The 26,039-nt window shown below is 35.2% G+C and carries 16 protein-coding genes and 1 tRNA gene; 11 read left to right on the top strand and 6 right to left on the bottom strand.

Going from position 1 to position 26,039, the window contains the following annotated elements; genetic code table 11:
* Positions 1-23: 23 nt before the first annotated feature.
* The 4 genes from Q1A01_RS17085 to Q1A01_RS17070 form a co-directional block, all read right to left on the bottom strand.
* Positions 24-3,272, bottom strand: coding sequence for a CRTAC1 family protein (locus Q1A01_RS17085; protein ID WP_299683411.1), 3,249 nt, complete (start codon positions 3,270-3,272; stop codon positions 24-26).
* A 178-nt stretch (positions 3,273-3,450) separates the two neighbouring features.
* Positions 3,451-5,034 (bottom strand): RagB/SusD family nutrient uptake outer membrane protein, encoded by a 1,584-nt coding sequence (locus tag Q1A01_RS17080; protein ID WP_299683410.1) that lies wholly within the window; start codon positions 5,032-5,034, stop codon positions 3,451-3,453.
* Positions 5,035-5,054: 20 nt separating this feature from the next.
* Positions 5,055-8,153, bottom strand: coding sequence for a TonB-dependent receptor (locus tag Q1A01_RS17075; RefSeq protein ID WP_299683409.1), 3,099 nt, complete (start codon positions 8,151-8,153; stop codon positions 5,055-5,057).
* Between the two features lie 224 nt (positions 8,154-8,377).
* Positions 8,378-9,394, bottom strand: coding sequence for a GntR family transcriptional regulator (locus tag Q1A01_RS17070; protein ID WP_299683407.1), 1,017 nt, complete (start codon positions 9,392-9,394; stop codon positions 8,378-8,380).
* Between the two features lie 173 nt (positions 9,395-9,567).
* On the opposite strand from Q1A01_RS17070, the gene galK reads away from it, so the two are divergent.
* From galK to Q1A01_RS17055, 3 genes are all read left to right on the top strand, one after another.
* A complete protein-coding gene (galK, locus tag Q1A01_RS17065) occupies positions 9,568-10,716 on the top strand; it encodes a galactokinase (protein ID WP_299683405.1) in 1,149 nt (382 codons plus the stop codon).
* A gap of 1 nt (position 10,717) precedes the next feature.
* Positions 10,718-11,752, top strand: a complete 1,035-nt coding sequence (locus Q1A01_RS17060) for a UDP-glucose--hexose-1-phosphate uridylyltransferase (protein WP_299683403.1) — start codon at positions 10,718-10,720, stop codon at positions 11,750-11,752.
* Between the two features lie 73 nt (positions 11,753-11,825).
* Positions 11,826-11,900, top strand: a tRNA-Val gene (locus tag Q1A01_RS17055).
* Positions 11,901-11,905: 5 nt separating this feature from the next.
* Here the strand turns inward: Q1A01_RS17055 and murF are convergent.
* Together murF and gldJ are read right to left on the bottom strand one after the other, a co-directional pair.
* The gene (gene murF / locus Q1A01_RS17050) at positions 11,906-13,186 is read right to left on the bottom strand and encodes a UDP-N-acetylmuramoyl-tripeptide--D-alanyl-D-alanine ligase (RefSeq protein ID WP_299683401.1); all 1,281 of its coding nucleotides are present in this window, start codon (positions 13,184-13,186) and stop codon (positions 11,906-11,908) included.
* A 61-nt stretch (positions 13,187-13,247) separates the two neighbouring features.
* Positions 13,248-14,909: a gliding motility lipoprotein GldJ gene (gene gldJ, locus Q1A01_RS17045; RefSeq protein ID WP_299683399.1), complete on the bottom strand. Its 1,662-nt coding sequence runs from the start codon at positions 14,907-14,909 to the stop codon at positions 13,248-13,250.
* A 216-nt stretch (positions 14,910-15,125) separates the two neighbouring features.
* Between gldJ and porU the strand changes: the two genes are divergently transcribed.
* From porU to Q1A01_RS17005, 8 genes are all read left to right on the top strand, one after another.
* Positions 15,126-18,977: a type IX secretion system sortase PorU gene (gene porU, locus Q1A01_RS17040; protein WP_299683397.1), complete on the top strand. Its 3,852-nt coding sequence runs from the start codon at positions 15,126-15,128 to the stop codon at positions 18,975-18,977.
* 47 nt (positions 18,978-19,024) lie between these two features.
* The gene (porV, locus tag Q1A01_RS17035) at positions 19,025-20,173 is read left to right on the top strand and encodes a type IX secretion system outer membrane channel protein PorV (RefSeq protein WP_299683395.1); all 1,149 of its coding nucleotides are present in this window, start codon (positions 19,025-19,027) and stop codon (positions 20,171-20,173) included.
* A 32-nt stretch (positions 20,174-20,205) separates the two neighbouring features.
* Positions 20,206-20,688, top strand: coding sequence for a cytidine deaminase (locus tag Q1A01_RS17030; protein WP_299683393.1), 483 nt, complete (start codon positions 20,206-20,208; stop codon positions 20,686-20,688).
* A 213-nt stretch (positions 20,689-20,901) separates the two neighbouring features.
* Positions 20,902-21,900 (top strand): pyruvate dehydrogenase (acetyl-transferring) E1 component subunit alpha, encoded by a 999-nt coding sequence (pdhA, locus tag Q1A01_RS17025; RefSeq protein WP_089372881.1) that lies wholly within the window; start codon positions 20,902-20,904, stop codon positions 21,898-21,900.
* Positions 21,901-21,903: 3 nt separating this feature from the next.
* Positions 21,904-23,550 (top strand): pyruvate dehydrogenase complex dihydrolipoamide acetyltransferase, encoded by a 1,647-nt coding sequence (locus tag Q1A01_RS17020; RefSeq protein ID WP_299683387.1) that lies wholly within the window; start codon positions 21,904-21,906, stop codon positions 23,548-23,550.
* 201 nt (positions 23,551-23,751) lie between these two features.
* On the top strand, positions 23,752-24,780 hold the full coding sequence (locus Q1A01_RS17015; protein ID WP_299683385.1) for a M20/M25/M40 family metallo-hydrolase: 1,029 nt from the start codon (positions 23,752-23,754) through the stop codon (positions 24,778-24,780).
* A gap of 46 nt (positions 24,781-24,826) precedes the next feature.
* The gene (locus Q1A01_RS17010; RefSeq protein ID WP_299683383.1) at positions 24,827-25,507 is read left to right on the top strand and encodes an SDR family oxidoreductase; all 681 of its coding nucleotides are present in this window, start codon (positions 24,827-24,829) and stop codon (positions 25,505-25,507) included.
* Positions 25,507-26,007 (top strand): NAD(P)H-dependent oxidoreductase, encoded by a 501-nt coding sequence (locus Q1A01_RS17005; protein ID WP_299683381.1) that lies wholly within the window; start codon positions 25,507-25,509, stop codon positions 26,005-26,007. Before Q1A01_RS17010 ends, Q1A01_RS17005 begins: the two co-directional genes overlap by 1 nt.
* Positions 26,008-26,039 lie beyond the last annotated feature (32 nt).

The following is a 26,039-nucleotide window of genomic DNA, read 5'->3' as shown; positions in this document are numbered from 1 at the left end:
ATTCATTTATTGTTGGGCTATCCTTAATTAATTTCAAATACACAAGCCTTGTCATTGTGTTGTGTGGCTATGATGCGTATCTGTTTTTCTTGACTAATTGCAGTAGTAATATAATTGGACTGTTTTGGTACTATAAAACCACTGTCTTGATTTCTAACGACAGAGAATCCTGTCTCACCGCCTTTTAAAAATACACCTATCAGCGCATCGTGCCTTCCATAATTAGACTCGGCAGAGTAATCATTTCCTGTAAGTAAAACATCCTTATACCCATCTTGATCAATATCTTGGATGAGAATGTCCTGAATAGGTGCATGCTGACACTCAAGAGGAAGTACATGAACAATAAATGTGTTATTACCTATATTTTCGGCATATACAGATTCAAAAGTAGTCGCGTTAAATGTTTCTCTATCTAAATCCTTAATTTTTAAAAGTGTTTTAAAATCTACTTTTGCAAATTCGTTGTAAGTACCATATCTCTTTTTTAATGAAACTAACTGCTTAAAAATATCATCTCTAGTATGAATAGGTTTTAATACAGAAGTTTGTTTTTCTGAAAAGTATTGTGCAAGTACAGGATCAATACTCCCGTTAGAATCAAAATCTCTAGCATATACATATACGGGTTCTTCTTGTGTAGGTTTTATAAATCCATTGGTCCCTTGATTTCCTAGTAAGATGTCTGTATCTCCATCATTATCTATATCTGCAGTTTCTATACTATTCCACCATCCGTTCATAGAAATAAGTTCTCCGTTTTCGTTTTTGAATTGTAGCGGAAGTTGTTCTAGTTTATTCTTCTGCGTCGTATATGAAGTGATACCATTCCAGTGCCCTACAGTGATCAGTTCTTTCGTTCCATTTGTGTTAAGGTCTGCCCAAGTAGCATTTTTTAAAAAACCGCTATCAGCTTTTACTGTATCTACAATGTGATACTTCTTATTTTTGTTTTCTAAAAGGTAGCTTTCCATTCCAAGAGGGTAATTGCCTGCTAATACACCTCCAGAAACAAATAGGTCATCATCTCCATCTTGGTCATAATCGACTTTAGTGACACTTGTAGTGTTAATTCTCATTTTAGGTAATCGTACCTCTTTAGGGATTACAAAATTTCCCTTTCCATCATTTAGTAAGATATAATCCTCTATATCTCGTGCGTCAGTACCACCATAGCCAATATATAAATCTAGGTTCTTATCTTGATCAATATCTACAAAGAGTGCTGCAGTAACATCTGAGTTTGATGTAAATGTCTGAATGGTGTCATAAGAACCATGTTTATTTTCTTTCAATAACTGACTTGGAGTTCTGCTGTTTCCCCCAATAAATAATTCATCACCTGGTAAACCGTCTATATTTCCAGAAATAATAATAGGTCCATTTGCATTAAACTGTAATGGTAATAATGATTGATTTATAAAATCATTTGCTGGGTTTTCAGTATGATTATAAGAAAGGATACTATCTCTTTTTTGCAGTATCGTTGTTGTTGTACTTGATGGTGCTTTCTTGGTAGCAGTGTCTAGATAGCTTAAAACAGTCGTTGCGTTTCTAACAATATCTTTTGTCATAAACCTTTTTCCATCTGGCCATATGACTTCTAATGAATCTATAGGGGTTGTGTTGATTCCAAAAGTAATCGTAGATTCTACAGAAGATAGATATCCTCTTACAACAGATTGATAGTGAGTTTGGGATGTGCCTTGTTGCCAAATAGTAATTTTTGTTCCTATAGCAGCTTTGTTTTTAGGGGCACCTTTTAACTGGATACGAACATACTCTGTTGCATTTTTGTCTGCATGATTTTCAAGTACAAATGCGGGTGCATTGATGTTATTTACGATAATATCTAAATCTCCATCTCCGTCTAAATCGGCATAGGCAGCACCATTTGAAAACGAATCTTTAGCGGCCATCCATTGTTCAGATACATCTTCAAATGAGATGTCTCCTGTATTTTTAAACATAAAGTTAGGTAAGTAAATACCAGGTAGCTCATTTACCAATGACTGTAGTTTTTTTGCACGTGCTTCTTGAGTTCCAAAGACATTATTCTGTCCTGAGTAATTAATAAAATCTAAATCTGTAATATCTTTTACATATCCATTTGTGATATACAGATCTTTATTTCCGTCTCTATCATAATCAGCGATGAGTGGTGCCCAACTCCAATCTGTTTTTGCAATGCCAGCTTTGTATCCTACTTCAGAAGCAGGTAAGGCAACGTTTTGGTGTACTCCATTATGTATTTGCAATGTGTTTTGAACATATTGTGGCGTATATCCATTACGCTGGGAAAGTAAGAATTTATCGTAGTTATTAAAACCGAGCATCTTTTTTTGGCGCTCATAATCGTTGGGTAACATATCAACAACAGCAATATCAGGGAAGGCATCATTATTAATGTCAGCTATATCTACCCCCATAGCGTTGTATGTTTGTGTTGTGAGTATGTCGGTATCCGCTTTCGCGAAAGCGTACCCAGCAACATCCCCTTGATTTATGTATAATACGTCATTTGTAATAAAATCATTTGTGATATAGATGTCTGGCAATAAGTCATTATTGTAATCGGTGATAGCAATGCCTAATCCAAAGCCTTTGTGTGTGATTCCTTTTTCCTTGGAAACATCTTCAAAAATAGGATATGGGCTTCCTTCTTCTGATTTGTTTTCTAATAATACATCTTTTAAATGATCAGGGAATTTATCTTTAGGAATAGGGTTGTTTCTGCCGTATTTTGTGTTGCCATTCCTAACAATGTAGGCATCTAAGTCATGATCTGAGTCGTAATCAAAAAAGAGTGTTTGCTGACTATAATTTCCATCATTTAGTCCATAAGCTGCTGCTTTTTCTTCAAATGTTGGGATACCTTCTGAAGTAATACCTTTGTTAATATATAATAGGTTAGGGCAGTCGTTATTGCAGTTGGCTCCACCTACATTTATATAAATATCATCATACCCATCTGCATTGATGTCTACAATACTTACTCCTGTAGTCCAGGTATTGGTTAGTACGCCAGAAGCTATGGTAATATCTTTAAATTTCATTTCTCCAAGGTTGAGGTAGAGTGCGCTGGGTACTTGGTTTCCTGTAAATACAATATCTGATAAGCCATCATTATTAAAATCTCCTATTCCGACACCACCTCCATTATAACAATACTGAAAGTTTATAGCATTTATAGTGTCATTTTCGGTGATTGTATTTTCAAATGTTATTTGAGAATGTGATGGAGAAACGTACGAAAACAGGTGTGTCTTCATATCTCTTTCTTTGCAAGAAAGGAAGCATAGTGTGATAAGAAAAATATACAGGCTATTTTTCAAATTGTATCGTGTTTATGGTATTATTTTTAACGTCGAGCAGACCACAAGATAAGACCTGCTCGACAAATTAAAAACAAACTAAATTCAAATTTTATTATTAAAAAGCATCATTTGTTTAATACCCTTGATTCTGAGTTAGATTAGGGTTTGCTTGCAATTCTGTTAATGGTAACCATAAAACTTCATCTTGGTTTGGTGTAAAGAATGCAGCAGGTCCTGCTAAAGATTTAGGGTGATTTCCATCAGCAATGGTAGATCCTTGCCCAAGGATTTCGTCTGCAATTCCCCATCTTACAATATCAAAGAAACGATGTCCTTCTCCTGTAAGTTCCATGATACGCTCATCTACAATGGCATCAAATACCTCATTTTGACTTAAGCCACTAGGAAGGTCTGTAATTTGTGCTCTGTCTCGCACTTGGTTGATAAACCCAATAGCAGCTTCTGTATTTCCTAATTCGTTTTGAGCTTCTGCTAGCATTAAAAGTACATCAGCATAACGTATAATACGCCAATTTGTTCCAAGGTCATTTCCAAATCCAGAAATTGAAGAACTAGAGAGTCCTGATTCAATACCTGTGTATTTAACAGAAAAAATAGGTTCTACTCCTAAAGCATTTATAGTTTCTATACTAGGAGCAAAATCTTCTAGGTATGGTACTCCTGCATATCCTGTTGCCCCTGGGTAATCAAATACCATAGTAGCATTACGTCTTACAGTATCCCCATTGGCATCAAAAACATTACGAATATGTGGATTGATCACATGGCCTTGATCTAAACTTACATGTGGTGGTGAGTAATCAATATGCCAGTTAGATTGTGTTCCTGTTAATGGAATATCTGAGCCCCATACAAAGTTGTCCTGTGCAACGTATTGTAACTCGTAAATAGATTCACTATTGTTTTCAAGTGATGAGTCTGAAGAAAAATTATCTCCATAGTTTACACTTGGAAGTAGCGAATATCCTAATGTAGTAACCGTAGTCAAATCTGCAGCGGCATTTGCCCAGTCTTCCATATATAAATATGTTTTTCCTCTTAATGCTAGTGCAGCACCTCTAGTTGGGCGTCCTAAATCTTCAGCTCCCCAGGTGTCAGGTAATCTATTAACTGCTTCTGTTAGATCGGCGATAATTGCTTCATTAAACATAGCAGCTGTTGCATTAGGAGGGAAGAAATCATCTGTATTCTCTGGTATTTGCATCACTAATGGTGCTGTTCCAAAGAGATTTAATAAATACCAGTTGCAAAATGCACGTTGAAAATGCGCTTGTCCTAAAATTTCATTCTGAACATCTCCAGAAAGCACCTCATTTTCTGCATCTTCTTCAATAATTCTATTAGCTCTAGAAATAGATTGATATAATTGAGGATACATATCTACGGCCCATCTTGCAATGCCTGGTTGTCCTTCTAATGTAGACATGGTGGTGTTTTGCTGGAACGGGATAACATTATAGGCATCAGAACGTAACATAGCTCCTGTGTGTACAACACGTCCCCAGAAGAAAACAGCAGTAATAGGGTGGTACATACCATTTACAGCAAGTCTAAAATCTGCTTCAGATTGAAAAAATTCAGGTTCTGCTACATTGTTTGGATTTGAAATATTTAAGTCTTCTTCATCACAGCTATAATAGAATGCTACAGCAAATAGCAGTAGTATAACTGGGAATAGTTTTTTAATTGTTTTCATATCGTATTCTTTTTATTTTTTTAAAATGTCATTTGTAGACCCATTGTAAATGTTCTAGGTCTTGGTTGAGCTCTAATATCTAATCCTCTATCAAAAACAGCGTCTGATGCAAACGTAGGGTTGAATCCGAAAAAACCACGATTGGCTCCTAAACCATTATTGTTAGATCCAACTTCTGGGTCATATCCAGAATAGTTTGTGATAGTAAATAAATTTTGAACGTTTGCAAAAACACGTGCATTAGAAACCCATTCTTTTCCTATAAAGTCTGTAAAGTTATATCCTACTTCTAATGTTTTTAGGCGTAAGAAAGAACCATCTTCAACAAAAAAGTCCGATGGTAATTGATTTCCTGCGGGATCTTGTACAGATACTCTTGGTAAGTTTGTATTTGTGTTTTGTGGTGTAAATGCGTCTCTTACAATACCTAGTTTATTATCATCTAAGAAGAAATACCCAAAGAACTTTGTTACATTATAGATTTCATTTCCTTGTACTCCATTAAAAAATGCCGATAAATCCCATTTTTTATAGTTTGCAGCAAAGTTAATACCATATGTAAAATCAGGTGTAGGATCACCTAAAGATGTTTGGTCTTCATCATTTATGCGACCATCTCCATTAATATCGACCCTTCTAAAATCTCCTGGCTGTAATAAAGCTCTACGATCTGGGTCATTAGCTAAAAATGGATCATTATCTATCTCTGCTTGATCATTATAAATTCCATCTGTTCTAAATCCAAAAAAGAATCCTAAGGGTTGTCCTTCTTCAAAACGATTTGCTCGTAATCCTTCTTCATTATAAGAAGGTCCAACAATAGGGTTAGGAGAGCGGGTTAATTCATTTTGTATCGCAGATAAATTAAATCCGATATCAAATGTGAAATCTCCTCCTTTATCATAATGATATTGTGCTTCAAATTCAAATCCTTTGTTATTTATTGAAGAAGCATTTTGAAATACAGGATTTACAGATCCGTTTGAATCAGGAATAGCAACAGCTTGTAAAACGTCATCATTATCTCTATTAAAATAATCTAAACTTAATCTTAAATCATTGTTTAAAAGAGCTGCGTCAATTCCTATATTTACAGTAGTAGATGTTTCAAAAGTAATACTAGGATCTACAAGAGAGGTGATGGCAAAGCCTGGTATTTGTCCAGAAACACCTCCGAAAGTTACTGGCGAAGTAGATCCTAAAACAGATTGATTTGAAAAAGGAGGGACATTTTGTGAGCCTAATTCTCCGTATCCTGCTCTTAACTTTAAATTAGTAAAAAGACCATCTTTATTAAAGAAATCTTCATCGCTAATAACCCATCCAGCTGAAAATGAAGGGAAGGTTCCTTCGTTGAATCCATCAGCAAAGAGTGAAGTTTTATCACGACGTATAATAGCTGTAAATAAATATTTCTTATTGTAGTTATAGTTAATACGTCCGAAAACTGAGAAGAGTTTATTGTCAAAACGTCCTCCACCAGAATTTACAATATTGTCTGTAAATTGGGCAATGTTGGTAATACTACTACTTGGTAAACCTTCTGCATAAATAGCAATACTATTATCGGTAATGTCTTGACGAGCACCTCCTAATAAGACATCAAAGTTATGCTCTCCAACACTTCTCTTGTAATTAATTGTTGGTTCTACATTAGTAGCATAACGTTCTCCTCGAACTTCTGTTAAATCATTAAGTTGATTAAAATTAAAAGTTGCATCAAACGGTGTATTGGCAGGATCTACATCAGGACCTCCTAAATTAAATATAGGCTGAAATGTATTTCTGTAAAAACTGGTATATTCCGTACCAATATTCAATTTGGCGGTAAGTCCTTCTATAATTTCATAAGAAAAATTAATATTTCCTAGGAAATTACGCTCTGTGTTTTGGTCATTTACAAGTTGTGCTTGTGCAAACTTGTTAGCACCACCAACTCCAAAGATGTTTCCATCTACAGACTCAAATCCACCTAAATTTTCAGGTGCTTCAGCTCTAATAATTGGAACAGTACCTCCTTGGTTACCAAAGGCGTTGTTTCGTGTAAAGCGATTTTCAGAAAAACCAAATGATTCTTGAATTTTTAATTTCCCTAATTTGAACTCACTATTTAAACGTATGTTTTTACGATTAAAATCTTCACTGATAAGTAATCCTTCTTCATCGTAGTAATTAGCGCTAAAAAAGTATTTAGAATTTTCTCCACCTCCAGATACATTAAATCCATAATCTTGAATGAAACCTGAGTTAATAGATAGATCTTGAAAATCCGTATCAATTCCTGGGTCTTGAATATTTCCTTCAAGGCCATCATTAATAAGTCTTTGATTCAAAAAGTTAATGTATTCAGGTCCATTTAATAAATCTAAAGTCCTTCCTACTGCATTGACACCGCTTCTTATATCAATATTTACAGTAGGAGCAGTATCAGTTTTACCTCTGTTTGTAGTTACTATAACAACGCCATTTGCAGCACGAGATCCATAAATGGCAGCTGAAGTTGCATCTTTTAATACTTGTATATTTACAATGTCTTTTGCGTTTAAGTAGTTGATATTGTCAGATATAGTACCGTCTACTACATATAATGGAGCAGAATTTGTTAAAGAACTTACACCACGTACAAAAACATTAGCAGGACTTCCAGGAGCACCACCAGCAGTTTCAACTTGAACCCCGGCTAGTTTACCTTGTAATGCTGAGGTTGGGTTTGCAGTCACAACTTGTGCAATGTCTTCGGTTTTTATTTGTGAAATAGCACCTGTAACATCTCTTTTAGATTGAGATCCAAATCCTACAACAATCACTTCGTCAAGAGCTGCGGCATCTATTTGCATTACCAAATTAATAATAGTTTGCCCATTTACTGGGATTTCTTGTGTTGTAAAACCTGTATAAGAGAAAATAATGATGGCGTCATCTGCAACATTTGAAAGCGTATAATTACCATCAAAATCTGTAGTTGTTCCATTTTGAGTGCCCTTCACAAGAATATTTACCCCAGGTAATGGTCCTAATTCTTCAGTCACGGTTCCTGTTATTGTCTGCTGTGCATACAAACAACTAGAAATAACGACCAGAAGAAGCGTAACAATGGGTTTGAGTTTTGTTAGATTCATACAATTGGTTTTTATAAATTGATTAGACATGCTTGGTTAATTTGTAACATATTTAATGCTATGATACACTATGCTACTTTTCAAAAATACAGTATTTTTTCTATTTTTTATAATTAAGTATTAAAAAAATGATAATATGACAATATTAACCATGTTTAAATATGGATATAATAATTGTCTTTTGTAGGAAAAAAGAAAAGATAATGTGTGGAAATACCTTGTTTTTACAAAGAATTTCTTTGTCTTAGATAGGTAGGAATGGTTTCTTGAATGGGGTTTCCTTCTTTTACATAAGTAGCGGCCTTTTTTGCCATCAATGTAAAATCTGTTGAGATCGTAGAGATCCCTCCAAAGGCAATTTCTTTTACAATATTATCGTCATGTGCTAGTATACCAATATCTTGCCCAATACGATATTCCAGTTTTCTAGCATCTTTTAGAATTTGCCATAAGCTTGAATCAGCAATTGTAAAAAAAGCAGTTCTCTTTTTGAGTAGTTTGGCTCTATAGTCAGGAAATACTTCTCCTTTTATATTGTAATCAGTGATAAAACGTTGAAATGCTTTTAGAATGCCTTTTGGTAAGTCTGTATTAGCTTTAAAGAATAAGATCATCTTATCATATTCTTGAAGACGAGGTGCGAGTTCAACAAGTTTGTTATATGTGATTTCTTCAAATTCTTGTGTAATATAGGAATATGTAGGGGGTAATTTTAAATACCTGTCTACAATTAAAAGACGATCTGGAGAAATTGCTTCCATAAGAGGAATTACTTCAGGGTCTTGTATAGGTGCAATAACATAAGCCCCATATTTTCTACTTATATTATCCATGATTGTTTTAAAAAGACTAAGGTTGTTGTGATGAAAAAAGATATCAATTTGAAATCTTTTACCTAATTCCTTTCTAAAAGTGTTGTAAAAATCTTCCTGAAAACTATGAAAAGCAAATAAGATGAGGGCTACTTTTAAAGTGGTGTTTGTTTCTTGACTTATGATAAAATAGCCTTTCAAATTCTTAGATTCTACAAGTCCTCGTTCTTTTAACTCTGTATATGCCTTAACGATTGTTTTACGCGCGTACCCTATTTCGGCTACCATTACATTGATAGAGGGAAGTTTGTCTCCTACAGTGAGTACTCCAGCATCTATAGCATTCATAATCCCATGAACAATTTGTTCATGCTTAGAAATAGAAGGTATGTGCTGTAAATCGTATATTTTTTCGAACAACGAAGACATAAAAAAGGTATAAGTTTGTTTGCTAAAGTATTGTTTTAATAAATATAACTCAAAATAAACTTCAAATTCTATGTTGGATTATATTGAAAATTAATAATGTTTCAAGTTTATTAGATTTTAATGACAGGTTTGTTATTTTTGCGAGTAGACCAGAGTAGCATAGATTTATTATTATGATGAGTACACAGATTACATCTTTTCTGAATTCTTTTAAGAGTCAATTAAAAGTCATATCACCCGGCAGGATCAACTTTATTGGAGAACATACAGATTATAATAATGGTTTTGTACTTCCAACGGCTATTGATAAGAAAATTACACTTTCTTTTCAAAAGGCATCCTCTGCTACGCAATGTACTGTATTGAGCACTACATATCAAGCGCTTTTTACTTTCGATATAGATAAGGTAGAGATTAGAGAAGCTACTTGGGAAAATTTTATCGTAGGTGTTGTCGCAGAAATACAAAAAATAACTAATGGTATAGGTGCCTTTGACTGTCTTATAGATAGCGATCTTCCATTAGGGAGTGGTGTTAGCTCTTCTGCAGCTTTAGAATGTGGTATAGCTTATGGATTAAATGCACTTTTTGAATTAAACGTATCTACGTTGCAAATGGTGCAGTTGTCACAAAGAGCTGAGCATAATTTTGTAGGGACTAAATGCGGTATCATGGATCAGTATGCTGTGATGAAAAGTAAAGAAAGTACTGTCTTGCTTTTAGATTGCTTAACGAACCAGCATACGTATATAGATGTAGATTTTGATCCTTATGTTGTACTACTTTTAAATACAAATGTGTCTCATAATCTAGCTTCTAGTGAGTATAATACACGTAGGGAAGAATGTGAGGAGGTTGTGAGCATGATGCAGAAGGATAATGCTAATATCACTTCATTACGGGATATCACGCTTTTACAATTAAAAGACTATGAAAGTCAATTATCTGACGTTCATTTTCAAAGAGCAACATACGTTCTACAAGAAAATCAGCGAGTTTTAGAAGCTGTTGATTATTTAAAAGAAGGAAATTTGAAGCAATTTGGAAATTTGATGTATGCCTCTCATTTTGGATTGCAACATCAATATGAAGTCAGTTGCCCTGAATTAGATTTTTTGGTAGATTTTTCAAAAGGATATGATCAGGTACTTGGCGCCCGAATGATGGGAGGGGGCTTTGGTGGTTGTACGATTAATTTAATTCATAAAAATGCGGTAGAAAAATTTATTACAGATGCATCAATAGCATATAAAAAAGAGTTTGATATAGACTTAACTTCATTTGTAACAGTTCCTAGTCAAGGAACATCAATTTATTCATAGTATGACATCTTTGCAAGAGTATCCACATAGAAGATTTAATATATTAACTGGAGAATGGATTTTGGTGTCTCCTCATAGAACTAAACGACCTTGGCAAGGAAAGAATGAAGCGCCATCTTCCTTAGAGACCATCACATATGATGAGCATTGTTATTTATGTCCAGGTAACGAAAGAGCAGGAGGTGCTGTTAATCCAGATTATAAGGCGCCTTATGTATTTACCAATGATTTTGCAGCCTTACTCTCTGAAACTACGACTGCGCAAACTCAAGACGGTTTGTTACTTGCCAAAGGAGAACAAGGTATATGCAAGGTAGTTTGCTTTTCAGAAAATCATTCTTTGACACTTCCGTTGATGACTGTTCTTGATATAGATAAAGTGGTCGCTCTATGGCAAGATGAATATAGAAGCCTAGGCGCAAATCCAGCGATTAATTATGTGCAAATATTTGAAAATAAAGGCGCTATTATGGGGTGTAGTAATCCGCATCCGCATGGGCAAATTTGGTCACAGAGTACAATTCCTGAAGAAGTCGTCAAAAAAACAGATAGGCAGTTAGCTTATTGGGAAGAAAATGGAAAATCTCTTTTGGGAGATTATATTTCTCAAGAACTAGAAGCTAAAGAGCGTATTCTTTTTCAAAACGAGCATATAATCGTATTGGTTCCTTATTGGGCAGTGTGGCCTTATGAAACGATGATCCTTCCAAAACGAAAAGTTGCTGCCGTTACAGGGTTGACAAAAGAAGAACGATGGAGTTTTGCAGAAGCTATTAAGAAGCTTACTATTAAATATGATAATATTTTTCAAACATCATTTCCATATTCTTCTGGAATACATCAAGCGCCTACAGACGGATTAGAACACCCGGAATGGCATATGCATATGTCATTTTACCCGCCATTGTTACGGTCTGCTACTGTTAAGAAATTTATGGTAGGCTATGAGTTATTTGCAAATCCACAGCGTGATATTACAGCTGAACAAGCAGCAACTACGATCAGAAATCAAAGTGAAACGCATTATACACTGTGAGTGTCTTTAGTTAAATAGATTTTTAAAGTTCATTTGGTATTAAAACCTTTTCTTTTATTTATTTTTACAAAAAGGGTCATTAACTCAGTTGGTTTAGAGTGTTACCTTGACAGGGTAGAAGTCACTGGTTCGAATCCAGTATGACCCACATATTTATGAAATTAACTCTAAGACACGTTCCATAGCCATGCCGCGTGATCCTTTAATGAGTATGGTTGTGTCTACGGTACTGTTGCTTTTATACGCTTTCGCGAAAGCGTTATATGTCAGGAACACATGGTATTTGTTATTTTTAGGAATCGAAATCCCGAAAGTGGGCCCAACGGCATATACTTGATCAATATGGAGCGAATCTGCATAATCAAGAATATATTGATGCTCTTGAAGTGTGGTTTTGCCAACTTCAAACATATCTCCTAAAAAAGCGATTTTGTGTTTTGATGATTGTTTACTTAAGTTAAGTAATGCCGCCTCCATACTTGTTGGATTTGCGTTGTAAGCATCTAAAATAATAGTGTTGTTATTTTCCTTTTTTATGATTTGAGATCTATTATTAGCAGGAATGTAATTTTCTACTCCTTTTTTGATAGCTTCCATAGGTATTGAAAAATAAGAGCCTATGGCAATGGCTGCGGCAATATTCAGGGCATTATAAGCACCTGTTAATTGTGTTTGTATCGTGAGACCGTTAGTTTCTAAATGAACATATGGAGATGCTTCTTTAAATGCAATAGTGTAATCTGCAATGTTTGGTCCAAATGTTTTGATAGTTAAACCGGTAGATTGTTTTATCTGTAAAGGATCTTCTTTATTTACAAATGCAATACCATTGGTTTTATGAATGTATTTATACAATTCACTTTTTCCTTTGATAACTCCTTCTACACCACCAAATCCTTCTAAATGTGCTTTTCCAAAATTTGTGATATACCCAAAATTTGGTTGTGCAATTTCACTTAACATGGCGATCTCACCTTGATGATTTGCACCCATTTCTACAATGCCAATTTCCGTTTCTTTAGACATCGATAATAATGTAAGTGGAACCCCTATGTGATTGTTGAGGTTGCCTAGCGTAGCAGTGGTATTATATTTTTGAGATAATACAGCGTTTATAAGTTCTTTAGTCGTAGTTTTTCCATTACTCCCGGTAAGTGCTACGATAGGAATGTTTAAATACTTTCTATGATAAGTAGATAGCTCCTGTAGTGTTTTTAAAACATCTTCCACTAAAATAGTGGCGTTAAGATCTTCTTGTGCTTCATCAATGACAGCATAGGTGGCTCCTTGTTCTAAAGCTTTTTTTGCAAATAGATTTCCATTAAAGTTGGCTCCTTTTAGTGCAAAATATAATTGCCCTTTTTTTAATTTTCGAGTATCGGTACAGATACCAGTACTTTCTAAAAAAAGTTGATGTAGTTGTTCTATATTCATAATTTATGGTATTAAAAAAGCCCTACAAGAGGGCTTTTTTAAATATGTTTATTGCTAAAAATTATCTAGCTCTTTTTCCACCTTTAGATTTTGAACCTACACGTGACATAGCACATCTAAATCCGATATCATCTGTAGCCATTCCTTGTGGTAAGAAACGACGTTGTGCAGGATCTAACCAATATGCTCTATCTCTCCAAGATCCTCCTTTGTATACTCTAACTTCATCATTAATAAGGGTTGTTCTGCTATTTGATTCATCAAACTCACGTTGCAATCCAGTACTGTCGTTAGTTACTCTATGTCTTGGAGCATCATACATTACTTTCCCTTCGCTTTCGCTAGGATCTTCATCATCATCAAAAGATTCGAAGTAACGTGTAGATCTTCTGTCACCATCTCTAAAGTTACGGTTGTCACTTTGAGAGAATTGTGTACGTAAATAAGTTTCATCTTCATCTACTGGTACTTGAAGTATTTCTCCTGGTAGATCTCTAGCTACAACTTTTCCGTTAGCTAATGTGTCATATACGATAGAATCTACTGTTACAACTTTTACTTTTCCTTCTTCGTCTATAGCATTTTTAGTATAAACGTTTCCTCTGTAGTAGTTAAAGTCATTAAACTCATCATCTACTATTGGACGATATACATCGGCTACCCACTCAGAAACATTTCCTGCCATGTCATATAATCCAAAGTCATTTGGCTCATATGTTTGAACTTCAGCAGTAATATCTGCATTGTCATCAGACCAACCAGCAATTCCTCCATAATCTCCATCGGCTTGCTTAAAGTTAGCTAAATGATCTCCACGTGTACGACGAGAAGAAGATCTTGTGTAAGATCCATTCCAAGGATATTTTTTACGTCCTCGGTATACATTATAACTTCTTAATTCAGAAAGTCCTAAAGCAGCATATTCCCACTCAGCTTCTGTTGGTAGTCTGTATTTTGGTAATAGAATACCATCTTTACGTTGTACAAAGATATTGGTACTATCATTTCTTTTCATTCTTGACTCACTCGCTCTTCCTCCTCTTGCAAGACTATCGCTTCCTCCATAAGTTAAAGTAGGAGAGTTTAAGTAGGTCTCTGTATCAAAAGTAGAAGTAGCTTCTACATCATTTCTTGCGCCACGAGCAGTAAACCCTTGTTCTTCAAGGATTAATTCGTTTACACGATTTGATCTCCAATCAGAAAATTCTACAGCTTGAAGCCAGCTTACACCTACTACAGGATAATCTGCAAAGGCTGGATGACGTAAATAGTTTTCTGTCATCGTTTCATTAAATCCTAAACGATTTCTCCATACTAATGTGTCAGGTAAAGCACCTAAATAAATGTTACGGTAATTATCGTCTGTTGGTGGGAAAACTTTTTTAATCCAATCTAAGTACTCTAGGTACATTACATTAGTTACTTCAGTTTCATCCATGTAAAATGATTGAACGTGTTGCTGATTTGGAGAGTTATTCCAATCATGCATTACGTCATCTTGAACTTTACCCATAGTAAAAGTTCCACCCTCAACAAATACTAACCCAGGGCCAGTAGCTTGTTCAGTATAATCTGTATTGGCTTTGAAACCGCCATTTTTTCCGTCGATTTTCCATCCAGTTCCTCGAGAACTGTCTTTATAATTGTTGGATTTGCTACAACTAGCAACTGTTAGGGCAACAGCGGCCACAGCAAAGGTTTTTAGAGCAAGATTTAATTTCATCGGTTTTTGCTTAAGTAGATTTGGGATCGCAATATAACAATTAACAGGAAAATGACAATATTAATTTATTAAAAGCGCTCATCAAATTTAATTTTAGTGGTTTTAGTCAACTCATTAGTAACGTCGGTATTTATTCTTTATTATTGTAAACAAAAAAAAAATAATCAAATTATCACCTTTTTTGATACTATTGATTGGCATTTATCGTTACGATATATGATGAAAATACGCTACGCTATACTTTTATTTTTTATTTGCTCACTTGGTTTTTCTCAAGAAAAGCGATTGTCGTTAGATTGGGAAAGCATGCTAACAGATGCAAATGCGCCATTAAATAGCTCTTCTCAACTTTCTCAAAATGAGAATGGTTCTTGGCAATATATGACCCAATGGGAAGTGAACCAGCCTATATTAGAAACAAGTATACGTCTGGAAGATATTGTATATGAATCTTTGCCGGCTTCTCAATTGTCTAAATTAAATAAGGACATACTTTCATCAGATGTTTCTTATACGATACAAACAGGAAAAGCCAGAGAAAAATATCATGCACTTTTAAATGTAACACCTTTTGTAGTTCAAAACGGACAGTATAAACGTATCAAAAGTGCTAGAGTTGTATACGCTTTCGCGAAAGCGTATAATTCAAGATCGTCCATACCTATTACAAATTCAATATTAGCGAGTGGCGATTATTATAAATTTTATGTAGAGGAAACGGGCGTGCATCAAGTGACTCGAAACTTTCTTCAAAGTATGGGGATGTCTTTAGATGGTATCGATCCTCAAACAATTAAAGTCTATGGATTAGGAGGTTCTCCTTTGCCACTCCGTAATAGCGATAATGGTGATGAGGTATTTGATTTAAGAGAAATTCCGATACAAGTAGTAGGAGGTGAAGATGGATCATTTACTGGAAATGATCATATTCTGTTTTTTGGAGAAAGTGCTCGAACATTTCATGAAGAATTAAATACGAATATAAATCCGTATTCAGATAGATCTTATTATTATGTGACAGCAGGAGGTAATGAAGGCTTACGAGTACAACCCATGAGTCAACCTCCAGGAATTCCAACGACAACATTTACTACATTTGAAGATTACCAATTTCACGAAGAAGATCTTGAAAACATTGTATTGGTAGGTCGTAGATGGTTTGGAGAGCAATTTAATATTGAAAACGAACAAACTTTTGACTTTAATTTTCCAAATATTGTTTCCAGTCAAACGGCTAATTTAAAAGTACGCTTGGCGGCTGCTTCAGAATCTCAAACATCTTTTGAAATCGCAGTCAATGGTTCGTCTGTAGGGACAGCAATTTTATTACCTGTAAATAATATAAGTCTAGCTACAGGTAGAGATTTTGAGGTAGATATTCCTATATCTAGTCCTGAGGTAACGATAACAATTACTTATAATAATGGTGGAAATCCTTCTAGTTTAGGATATTTAGATTTTATAAGTTTGGATGTACCTAGACAACTTCAAGGGACAGGAGAACAAATTAATTTTAAAAAGAATGAGGCAGCAACCTTAAGTGGTTTAGGAGAATATGTTTTTACGAATGCTAGTGAGTATACCCAAATTTGGGACGTGACTGATCAAACTTCTATCACAACGACTATTAATGAAGGAGGGCAAGGAGAAATTAGTTTTAAAAGTCCCTTAGGGACATTGCGTCATTTTGTTGCGGTAACACCTTCAGATTATTTTACGCCTTTTAGAGAGAGTAATAATACAAGAGTTGCAAATCAAAATTTAAAAGGAACCATCTTCCAAGATGATAGTGGTAATTTTCAGGATGTAGATTACATTATGATAACAGGTGATTTATTACGACCACAAGCAGAACGTTTAGCAGCGCATAATAGAACTTTTAGAGGGTTGAATGTAAAAGTGGTGACGCTTAATGAAATATATGAGGAGTTTGGAAGTGGTAGTCAGGATATAGGAGCGATACGTAATCTTGTAAAGTATGTGTATGATAATGCATCTTCAGATGCAAATAGACTTAAATACGTATGTTTATTTGGAGATGCCTCGGTAGATTATAAGGACCGACTTTTTGGTAATAATAATATAGTACCCACGTTTCAAACACAACAGAGTTTTAGTTTGGCCCAATCTATTATGTCTGATGATTTCTTTGGGTTTATGGATCCTAATGAAGGATTTGTTGAAAATTCTGGAGGTGGCAATACGAATCCTTCTGGTGCAAACGATCGATTAGATATTGCTGTGGGGCGTATTTTAGCAGATACACCATCGCTTGCAACTACATTAGTTGATAAAATTATAAACTATGATTCGAGAGAATCTTATGGACGCTGGCGTAACAATTTAGTGATGATTGCTGATGATGCAGATGAGCCTTCAACGGGACACTTTGGATTGCAGGTCAATCTAGATGCACTAAGTGATGAAATTGAGAATCAGCGGCCTTCTACGAATGTGATAAAAATATATAGTGATGCATTCCAACAACAATCCTCTGCGGGTGGAGACCGATATCCTCAAGTAAATGAAACTATTTCTAATGCCTTAGAGCTAGGGTCTTTGGTAGTAACATATTTAGGGCATGGGGGAGAAGAGCTTTTAGCTTCAGAAGCCATTATTACACAAAACGAGGTAGATGCCCTTGCTAATGATGAACGACTTCCTCTATTGGTTACGGTAACATGTGAGTTTACAAAATTTGACAACCCGTTACGACCTACAGGCGGTGAAGGTTTTATTTGGAGTGCAGATGGAGGTGCGGTTGCTATGGTAGCAACGACAAGAGAAATTTTTGTGAGTGTAGGATTAGAGTTTAATGATGAAATTGCAGAAGAAATTTTTGGCTTTAATGATACTGAACTTGTAAGCGTCGCTGAGCATGTAAGGCTGGCAAAAAATGAAGTAGAAAATAGTCAACGTAGGGTAATTTTCTTTTTAGGCGATCCTGCTATGCGACTAGCATTTCCAAGACCCGATGTTCGTTTAACGGCTGTAAATGATATTCCTGTTACTCAAGAATTGCCAACATTACGTGCGTTAGATCGTGTAAAAATAAATGGTGTAGTGACTAGTGAATTAGGGCAAGTAATTTCTAATTATACAGGGACACTAGCAGTAACCCTATACGATAAAGATGTACAACGCCAAACATTAGGAAATGATGGTACTATCGTAAATGGAGAATTAGGTATTTTAGATTTTAAAACTTTAGGAGCTGTTTTATATAGAGGGCAAGCATCTGTTGTAAATGGGCAGTTTGAGTTTGAATTCATAATGCCACGAGATACAGCGATTCCTTTAGGAGAAGGACGATTAAATTTTTATTCAGAACGATTAGGCGTTTTAGAAGATCAAGCTGGTGTTAATAGAGATATTATTATAGGAGGACTTAATGAAGATGCACCGCCAGATAATTTAGGGCCTCGTATTCGATTGTTTATGAATGATGAGAGTTTTGTAAATGGAGGTATCACAGATGATTCTCCTATAATACTAGCAAAACTAGAAGATGAAAATGGTATTAATACCGCTGGAGGAATTGGTCATGATATTATTGCGATTATAGATGGTGATGAGACAAATCCTCTTATTATGAATGACTTTTATGAAACAGAAGTCGATGATTTTACTAGAGGAACTGCAACGAGAAGACTTAGAGATTTAGAAGAAGGATTGCATACACTTACTTTTATAGCATGGGATGTGTATAATAATTCGTCTAGAGCAGAGTTACAATTTGTAGTGGTTGGTGATGGAGAATTACAATTAGAAAATGTATTAAATTACCCTAATCCTTTTGTAAATTATACAGAGTTTTGGTTTAATCATAATAGACCATTTGAACCTTTGGATGTACAGGTTCAGATATTTACAGTCAGTGGAAAAGTAGTAAAGACAATTAATCAAACTGTCGTAAATGAAGGCTTCTTATCTAGGGATATTGTGTGGGATGGATTAGATGATTTTGGTCAGGCGATAGGAAAAGGAGTATATGTATATAAGATAACGGTAAATTCTGCGTTAACTAACAAGCGAGTAGAAAAGTTTGAAAAGCTTGTAATTCTATAAAATATAAATCTATAAAAAGTCTATATTTGTTCAAATTTGAAATCTTTATGAAGAAAATGATGATGCTGTGCTTAGGAGCATGTTTTGCTTTTAATGCAACGGTGCAAGCCCAAGACGAGCCTAATACAATTACCACGGCAGTCCCATTCTTAATTATTGCTGCAGACGCACGTGCTGCAGGACTTGGAGAACAAGGAGTAGCAACAAGTCCTGATGTGTATGGAGTACAGTGGAATCCCGCTAAACTAGCGTTTCTCGATAGAAAACATAATGTAGGTGTAAACTATACACCTTACTTAGGAAACTTAGTAAATGATATTGCTATTCTACAAGCTGCCTATGCAAATCGTATTAATGATCGAAGTGCTTTTGGTGCGAGTCTTAGATATTTTAGTTTAGGTACAATTACAACCACTACAGGTCCTAATGATCCAGGGTTAGATATTCGTCCTAATGAATTTACATTAGATGCAACCTATGCGCTTAAATTAAGTGAGCGTTTTTCTATGGCGGTATCTGGGCGTTACCTACGAAGTGATCTTAGAATTCAACAATTAGATCCAGATGCTAGAGCAGCAGGATCTTTTGGAGTTGATATTTCAGGATATTATCAATCTGAAGAGATTACCTATAATAGTTTTGACGGTCGTTGGAGAGCAGGATTTAATATTTCTAACATAGGTCCAGAAGTATCTTATAGTGATGCAGATAATGATGATGATTTTATTCCTACAAACTTAAAATTTGGTGGAGGATTTGATTTTATATTAGATGGATACAATAGAGTATTTGTTGGGTTAGAGTTCAATAAATTATTAGTACCTACACCTCCTATTAGAGATGGGGAAGGAAACATTATCGCAGGTCAGGATGATAACGTGAGTTTTTTCTCAGGGATTTTCCAATCATTTGGAGATGCACCAGATGGATTTAGTGAGGAACTTAAAGAATTTACATGGTCATTAGCAACAGAGTATGTGTATGATGACGTATTCTCACTACGTGCAGGATATTTTAATGAAAGTGATATCAAAGGAGCGCGTAAGTTTGCAACATTAGGTGCTGGTTTTGAATTTAATGCTATAGATATTGATTTATCATATCTTTTCTCTACAGGTTCTGTACGTAGTCCATTAGAAAACACTTTACGTTTTGGACTTACCTTCCATTTTGGAGATGAGTATGATGAATACTAGAAATAATATTTCCGTGTAAACGGTAAATACATATGAAAAAAATTAAGATCGAATCGTTTTTGGAAGTATACCCATCTGTAGATGAGCTTCCAGAAACGATTTTTTCGTTGATGCAAGAAGCTATTCTTGCAAGAGATACTGCCTATGCTCCATATTCAGATTTTTATGTAGGTGCTGCTATTTTACTAGAAAATGGAACAATAATAAGAGGTAGTAATCAAGAAAATGCCGCCTACCCTTCAGGTTTGTGCGCAGAACGTACGGCTATTTATTATGCTTCAGCACAATTTCCAAATACTACTTTTAAGGCAATAGCCATAAGCGCAAGAGGAAAAGATAAACCAACTTCGCAACCTATACCTCCATGTGGATCCTGTAGACAAGCTATTGCAGAATATGAAATAAGACAAGGAGAAGCCATTCCTATTTATTTTATGGGCGATCAAGGAGAAGTGTGGAAAAGTGATTCGTTAGAAAACTTACTTCCTTTACTTTTTACGTCAAAATATCTTTAAAAAACTCTTTTTTGTAAACGTAATTTTTGATAAGTACGCTTTCGCGAAAGCGTATATCTGAAACATTACAATTATCTTAACAAAATAAGTACTGTAAATACAGTTACTATTTCGATTTCGTAACTTTTATGCAAAACCCTTTTTGCGATATCTATCTAATACCTTATTTTTGTTAGTGGCTTTTTTATAAAGCCATTTTTATACTCGTTATAGATGAAGAAAATCACTAAAGAAACGTATCTCAATTGGTACGAAGAAATGCTCTTCTGGCGTAAGTTTGAAGACAAGCTAGCTCAAGTATACATCCAGCAAAAAGTAAGAGGGTTTTTACACCTTTACAATGGTCAAGAAGCAATATTGGCGGGATCATTGCATGCAATGGATTTAAGCAAAGATAAAATGATTACTGCGTATCGTAATCACGTGCAACCTATAGGTATGGGAGTAGATCCTAAGCGTGTAATGGCAGAATTGTATGGCAAAGCTACAGGAACCTCTCAGGGTCTTGGAGGATCTATGCATATATTCTCAAAAGAAAAAGGGTTTTACGGAGGTCATGGTATTGTAGGAGGTCAAATTCCTCTTGGAGCTGGAATGGCTTTTGGAGATAAATATCATAAAAGAGAAGCCGTAACATTATGCTTCTTTGGAGATGGTGCTGCACGTCAAGGATCTTTACACGAAACCTTTAATATGGCAATGAACTGGAAATTACCAGTTGTATTTTGTGTAGAAAATAATGGATATGCAATGGGTACTTCAGTAGCGCGTACAGCAAATCATGAAGATATTTGGAAGTTAGGATTAGGGTATGAAATGCCTTGTGGTCCTGTAGATGCAATGAATCCAGTAGCTGTAGCAGAAGCAATGGATGAGGCTATAGATAGAGCACGTAGAGGAGACGGTCCTACATTTCTAGAATTAAAAACATATCGTTATAGAGGACACTCTATGAGTGATGCGCAACATTATAGAACAAAAGAAGAAGTGGCAGAATACCAGAAAATAGATCCTATTACACAGGTAAAAGATATTCTATTAAAAGAAGGATATGCTACAGAAGATGAAATTAAAGTGATGGATAAACGTGTAAAAGAACGCGTTGCTGAGTGTGAGAAATTTGCAGAAGAAAGCCCATTCCCAGAAAAGAATGTGATGTATGATGTTGTATACGAACAAGAAGATTATCCATTTTTACCTCATAAACTATAAGCTATGGCACAAGTAATAAATATGCCGCGACTTAGCGACACCATGGAAGAAGGTACCGTTGCTACTTGGTTAAAGAAAGTTGGTGATGTCATTTCTGAAGGAGATATTCTTGCCGAAATAGAAACTGATAAAGCCACCATGGAGTTTGAATCATTTTATGATGGAACATTGCTTCATATCGGGATTCAAGAAGGAGAAACGGCACAAGTAGATAAGCTACTTGCTATCATAGGAGATGAAGGAGAAGATATAACTGCGTTATTAAATGGAGGAGGAACTGAAACTCCTCAAGAAGCATCGACAGAAGAAGCTAGTGAAGCTCCAACTGAAGCTGCTCCTGCTAAAGAAGTAACAACAGAAGCACAAGCAATTCCAGAAGGAGTTGTTGTGGTAACAATGCCAAGACTTTCAGATACGATGGAAGAAGGTACCGTTGCTACTTGGTTAAAGAAAGTAGGTGATGCAGTAGAAGAAGGAGATATTCTTGCTGAAATAGAGACGGATAAGGCTACCATGGAGTTTGAATCTTTTAACGAAGGGACATTACTTTATATAGGATTAGAAGAAGGAGCTACGGCAAAAGTAGATGCACTACTTGCAGTATTAGGACCTAATGGAACTGATGTGTCTGGAGTAGTAGCAAACTTTACTTCTGGATCGGCTGCTTCAAACGTAGTTGCTGAGGCACCTAAGGCAGAAGCTCCTAAAAAAGAGATGCCAAAGCCGGAAGCACCAAAAACAGAAGTTCCCAAAGCAACTTCTAAACCAGTAACTACATCAATTACTAATGGAGGACGCATATTTGCTTCACCACTTGCTAAGAAAATAGCTGAAGATAAGGGTATTAACTTATCGCAAGTAAAAGGTTCTGGAGAAAATGGACGTATCATAAAATCAGATGTAGAAAACTTTACACCAAGTGTGGCTAGTGCTGGAGGAAGCGTGCAACCATTTGTTGCAACTGGAGAAGAAAGTTTTGAAGAAGTGTCTAATTCACAAATGCGTAAAGCAATTGCAAGAGCACTTTCTAATTCTAAATTCTCAGCCCCACATTATTATTTAAATGTGGAGTTTAATATGGAAAATGCGATTGCATTTAGAAAACAGTTTAATCAATTGCCAGACATAAAAATATCATACAATGATATGATTGTAAAGGCAACAGCTATCGCTTTAAAGAAGCACCCTCAAGTAAACTCTCAGTGGTTTGATGATAAGATGAAATTAAATCATCATGTGCATATTGGTGTAGCAGTTGCTGTTCCTGATGGATTGGTTGTACCTGTAGTTAATTTTGCAAATGAAAAATCTTTACCACAGATTAATGCTGAGGTAAAAGAACTTGCAGGAAAGGCACGCAATAAAAAATTAACTATTCAAGAGATGGAAGGAAGTACGTTTACAATTTCCAATCTAGGTATGTTTGGTATCACTGATTTTACATCTATTATTAATCAACCTAACTCAGCGATTTTATCGGTAGGAGCTATTGTAGAAAAGCCTGTTGTCAAAGATGGACAAGTAGTGCCTGGTCATACCATGAAATTGACAATGGCGTGTGATCATCGCACAGTAGATGGTGCGACAGGAGCACAGTTTTTACAAACTTTAAAAACATATATTGAAAATCCAGTATTGATGCTTGCATAATACTTTAGGATACTATTATTATAAAAAACCCGTCTCTAAAAGATGGGTTTTTTTATCTTTAAACCTATGAAGTGAGCATACATAAAATTGATTTTTTGCATACCAACCTAAATAATTAAATTTTTTATGCGAAAGCGTAGCGGTTGCTTTAAGTAGAAAAGTTTTATCTATTTCATTTTTAGAAAATAAAATTTTAAGTACATGAAAAAACTATTTTTTTATATCCTATTAGGAAGTCTAATGGCTTCTTGTGGAACAGCATTACAGCCTGTAAATGAATCTAATGTTCCGCCACCACCGCCTCCTGTGTCGGATGTTCCTAAACCAGATCCAACAAAAGATCAAGTTACTATGGTGTTTCCAAACATAAGTAAAATGACATCTGTACAAAAAACGATTGAGTTTCTTGCCGCAGATGAGTTACAAGGAAGAAATACAGGAAGTCAAGGAATAGAGATAGCAGCGCAGTTTATAGAGGCACGTTTTAAAAATTCGGGAGTATCTTCTTATTTTGATTCTTATAGAGATAATTTTACAGCAAAAGGAGAAGATGCTTTTAATATTGTAGGTGTTGTAGAGGGGAATGATCCAACACTTAAAGAAGAGATAATCATTATTGGAGCACACTATGATCATATAGGAAATGCAAAGCCTGTAGGGGATGATGTTATTGCAAATGGTGCTAATGATAATGCTGCAGGAACAACAGCAGTGTTGGCTCTAGCAGATCATTTCGCGAAAGCAAAATCTAATAAACGAACCATTATTTTTACATTATATTCTGCTGAAGAAAAAGGGCTGTTAGGATCTAAGCATTTAGCAAAACGACTTAAGGTAGAAAATATCACACCCTACGTGATGTTTAATATCGAAATGATAGGTGTCCCGATGAAAGCGAAAGACCATTTAGTGTATATCTCTGGGTATGATCTTTCTAATATGCCAGAAAAATTTAATGAATATGCAGGTGAAAAGGTAATAGGTTTTCTACCAAAAGCGAAAGAGTTTAACCTTTTTAGACGTAGTGATAATTATCCTTTTTATCAGGAATTTGGAATTCCTGCACATACCATTTCTTCTTTTGATTTTACTAATTTTGATCACTATCATGCGGTAGGGGATGAGGCAGATAAAATGGATATTGCATTTATGGAAAATGTGATAGGAAAACTTATTCCGGGATTAGAACGTATGGCAAATACAGCTTCTCAAGAAATTAAAATGAATTAATGAACATTTATACATATAACGGGTTGAGATATCCGTCTGCATGGATATGAAAAAGATTATAGTTACAGGAACCAGTAGAGGAATAGGGTATGAGCTCGTACAATTATTAGCCGAGCAAGGGCATCAGGTTCTTGCGCTTTCGCGAAATGAGACTCCGTGTAAACTCTTGAATAAACAAAACATCACGGCTTTTTCTTTTGATATCACAGATATGAGTCATTTTCAAAAAGTAGTAGATTTTATTGAAAGTGATTGGGAAGGTGTGGATATATTAATTAATAATGCAGGTGCATTGTTGAATAAACCTTTTGCAGAAACAAGTATGGAAGAATTTGAAGCCGTATATAAAGTAAATGTATTTGGTGTGGCAGAATTGACGCGGGTGGTACTTCCATACATGAAAGAAGGGAGTCATGTGGTGACGGTGAGTAGTATGGGAGGCGTACAAGGAAGTATGAAGTTTCCAGGGCTTGCAGCTTATAGTTCTAGCAAAGGAGCTGTTATTACATGGAGCGAACTCCTCGCCGAAGAATATAAAGAACAACACATTGCTTTTAATGTAGTAGCACTTGGAGCTGTGCAAACAGAAATGTTAGAAGAAGCATTTCCTGGGTATCAGGCACCGCTTACTGCTAAAGAAATGGCTGAATATCTAGCTGATTTTTCTTTGACAGGAAATAAATTTTATAACGGAAAGTTATTACAAGTTTCTGCAAGTACGCCTTAATGAATAGATCAGAAAAAACGATTATTATCCTAGCGAGTTCTCGCTCTCATGGAGATACAGCAAAAGTTGTTCAGCAATTACAACAGATTATACACTGTGATGTTGTAGACTTAAATGATTATGATATTAGTTATTATGATTATGAACATGCTAATAAGGATGATGATTTTCTGCCTTTAATGAAACGTATTATTGATGAATACCAGAATGTTATTTTCGCTACTCCTGTGTATTGGTATACCATGAGTGGAATTCTAAAAGTGTTTTTTGATAGAATCTCTGATCTCTTAACTATCGAAAAAGAGTTGGGTAGGCAATTACGAGGAAAAGGTTTTGGTGCTATAAGTTGCTGTATGAATGGTAGTATAGATCAAGAATTTTGGTACCCTTTTGTGAAAACTGCGGGTTATTTAGGAATGAATTATATCGGAAACATTCATGTTGATTCTTTAGAGAATTTAAATGTCCTTAAAGATTTTGGTGATAAAATCACCACATAGTAATATAAAAAAGTCATCTAGCTATTCATTTC

It is taken from the genome of uncultured Dokdonia sp., assembly GCF_947492815.1.
Classification (GTDB): domain Bacteria; phylum Bacteroidota; class Bacteroidia; order Flavobacteriales; family Flavobacteriaceae; genus Dokdonia.
The sequence above is the reverse complement of the archived record's forward strand: the minus strand, read 5'-3'. Positions and strand labels throughout refer to the sequence as shown.

What these genes read in the sequence shown, in the direction of transcription:
- Q1A01_RS17080 (WP_299683410.1), bottom strand. Translation starts at nt 5,034, where the DNA reads ATGAAAACAATTAAAAAACTATTCCCAGTTATACTACTGCTATTTGCT.
- porV (WP_299683395.1), top strand. Translation starts at nt 19,025, where the DNA reads ATGAAGAAAATGATGATGCTGTGCTTAGGAGCATGTTTTGCTTTTAAT.
- porU (WP_299683397.1), top strand. Translation starts at nt 15,126, where the DNA reads ATGATGAAAATACGCTACGCTATACTTTTATTTTTTATTTGCTCACTT.
- Q1A01_RS17005 (WP_299683381.1), top strand. Translation starts at nt 25,507, where the DNA reads ATGAATAGATCAGAAAAAACGATTATTATCCTAGCGAGTTCTCGCTCT.
- Q1A01_RS17075 (WP_299683409.1), bottom strand. Translation starts at nt 8,153, where the DNA reads ATGAATCTAACAAAACTCAAACCCATTGTTACGCTTCTTCTGGTCGTT.
- Q1A01_RS17015 (WP_299683385.1), top strand. Translation starts at nt 23,752, where the DNA reads ATGAAAAAACTATTTTTTTATATCCTATTAGGAAGTCTAATGGCTTCT.
- Q1A01_RS17085 (WP_299683411.1), bottom strand. Translation starts at nt 3,272, where the DNA reads ATGAAGACACACCTGTTTTCGTACGTTTCTCCATCACATTCTCAAATA.
- murF (WP_299683401.1), bottom strand. Translation starts at nt 13,186, where the DNA reads ATGAATATAGAACAACTACATCAACTTTTTTTAGAAAGTACTGGTATC.
- Q1A01_RS17070 (WP_299683407.1), bottom strand. Translation starts at nt 9,394, where the DNA reads ATGTCTTCGTTGTTCGAAAAAATATACGATTTACAGCACATACCTTCT.
- galK (WP_299683405.1), top strand. Translation starts at nt 9,568, where the DNA reads ATGATGAGTACACAGATTACATCTTTTCTGAATTCTTTTAAGAGTCAA.
- Q1A01_RS17020 (WP_299683387.1), top strand. Translation starts at nt 21,904, where the DNA reads ATGGCACAAGTAATAAATATGCCGCGACTTAGCGACACCATGGAAGAA.
- pdhA (WP_089372881.1), top strand. Translation starts at nt 20,902, where the DNA reads ATGAAGAAAATCACTAAAGAAACGTATCTCAATTGGTACGAAGAAATG.
- Q1A01_RS17060 (WP_299683403.1), top strand. Translation starts at nt 10,718, where the DNA reads ATGACATCTTTGCAAGAGTATCCACATAGAAGATTTAATATATTAACT.
- Q1A01_RS17030 (WP_299683393.1), top strand. Translation starts at nt 20,206, where the DNA reads ATGAAAAAAATTAAGATCGAATCGTTTTTGGAAGTATACCCATCTGTA.
- Q1A01_RS17010 (WP_299683383.1), top strand. Translation starts at nt 24,827, where the DNA reads ATGAAAAAGATTATAGTTACAGGAACCAGTAGAGGAATAGGGTATGAG.
- gldJ (WP_299683399.1), bottom strand. Translation starts at nt 14,909, where the DNA reads ATGAAATTAAATCTTGCTCTAAAAACCTTTGCTGTGGCCGCTGTTGCC.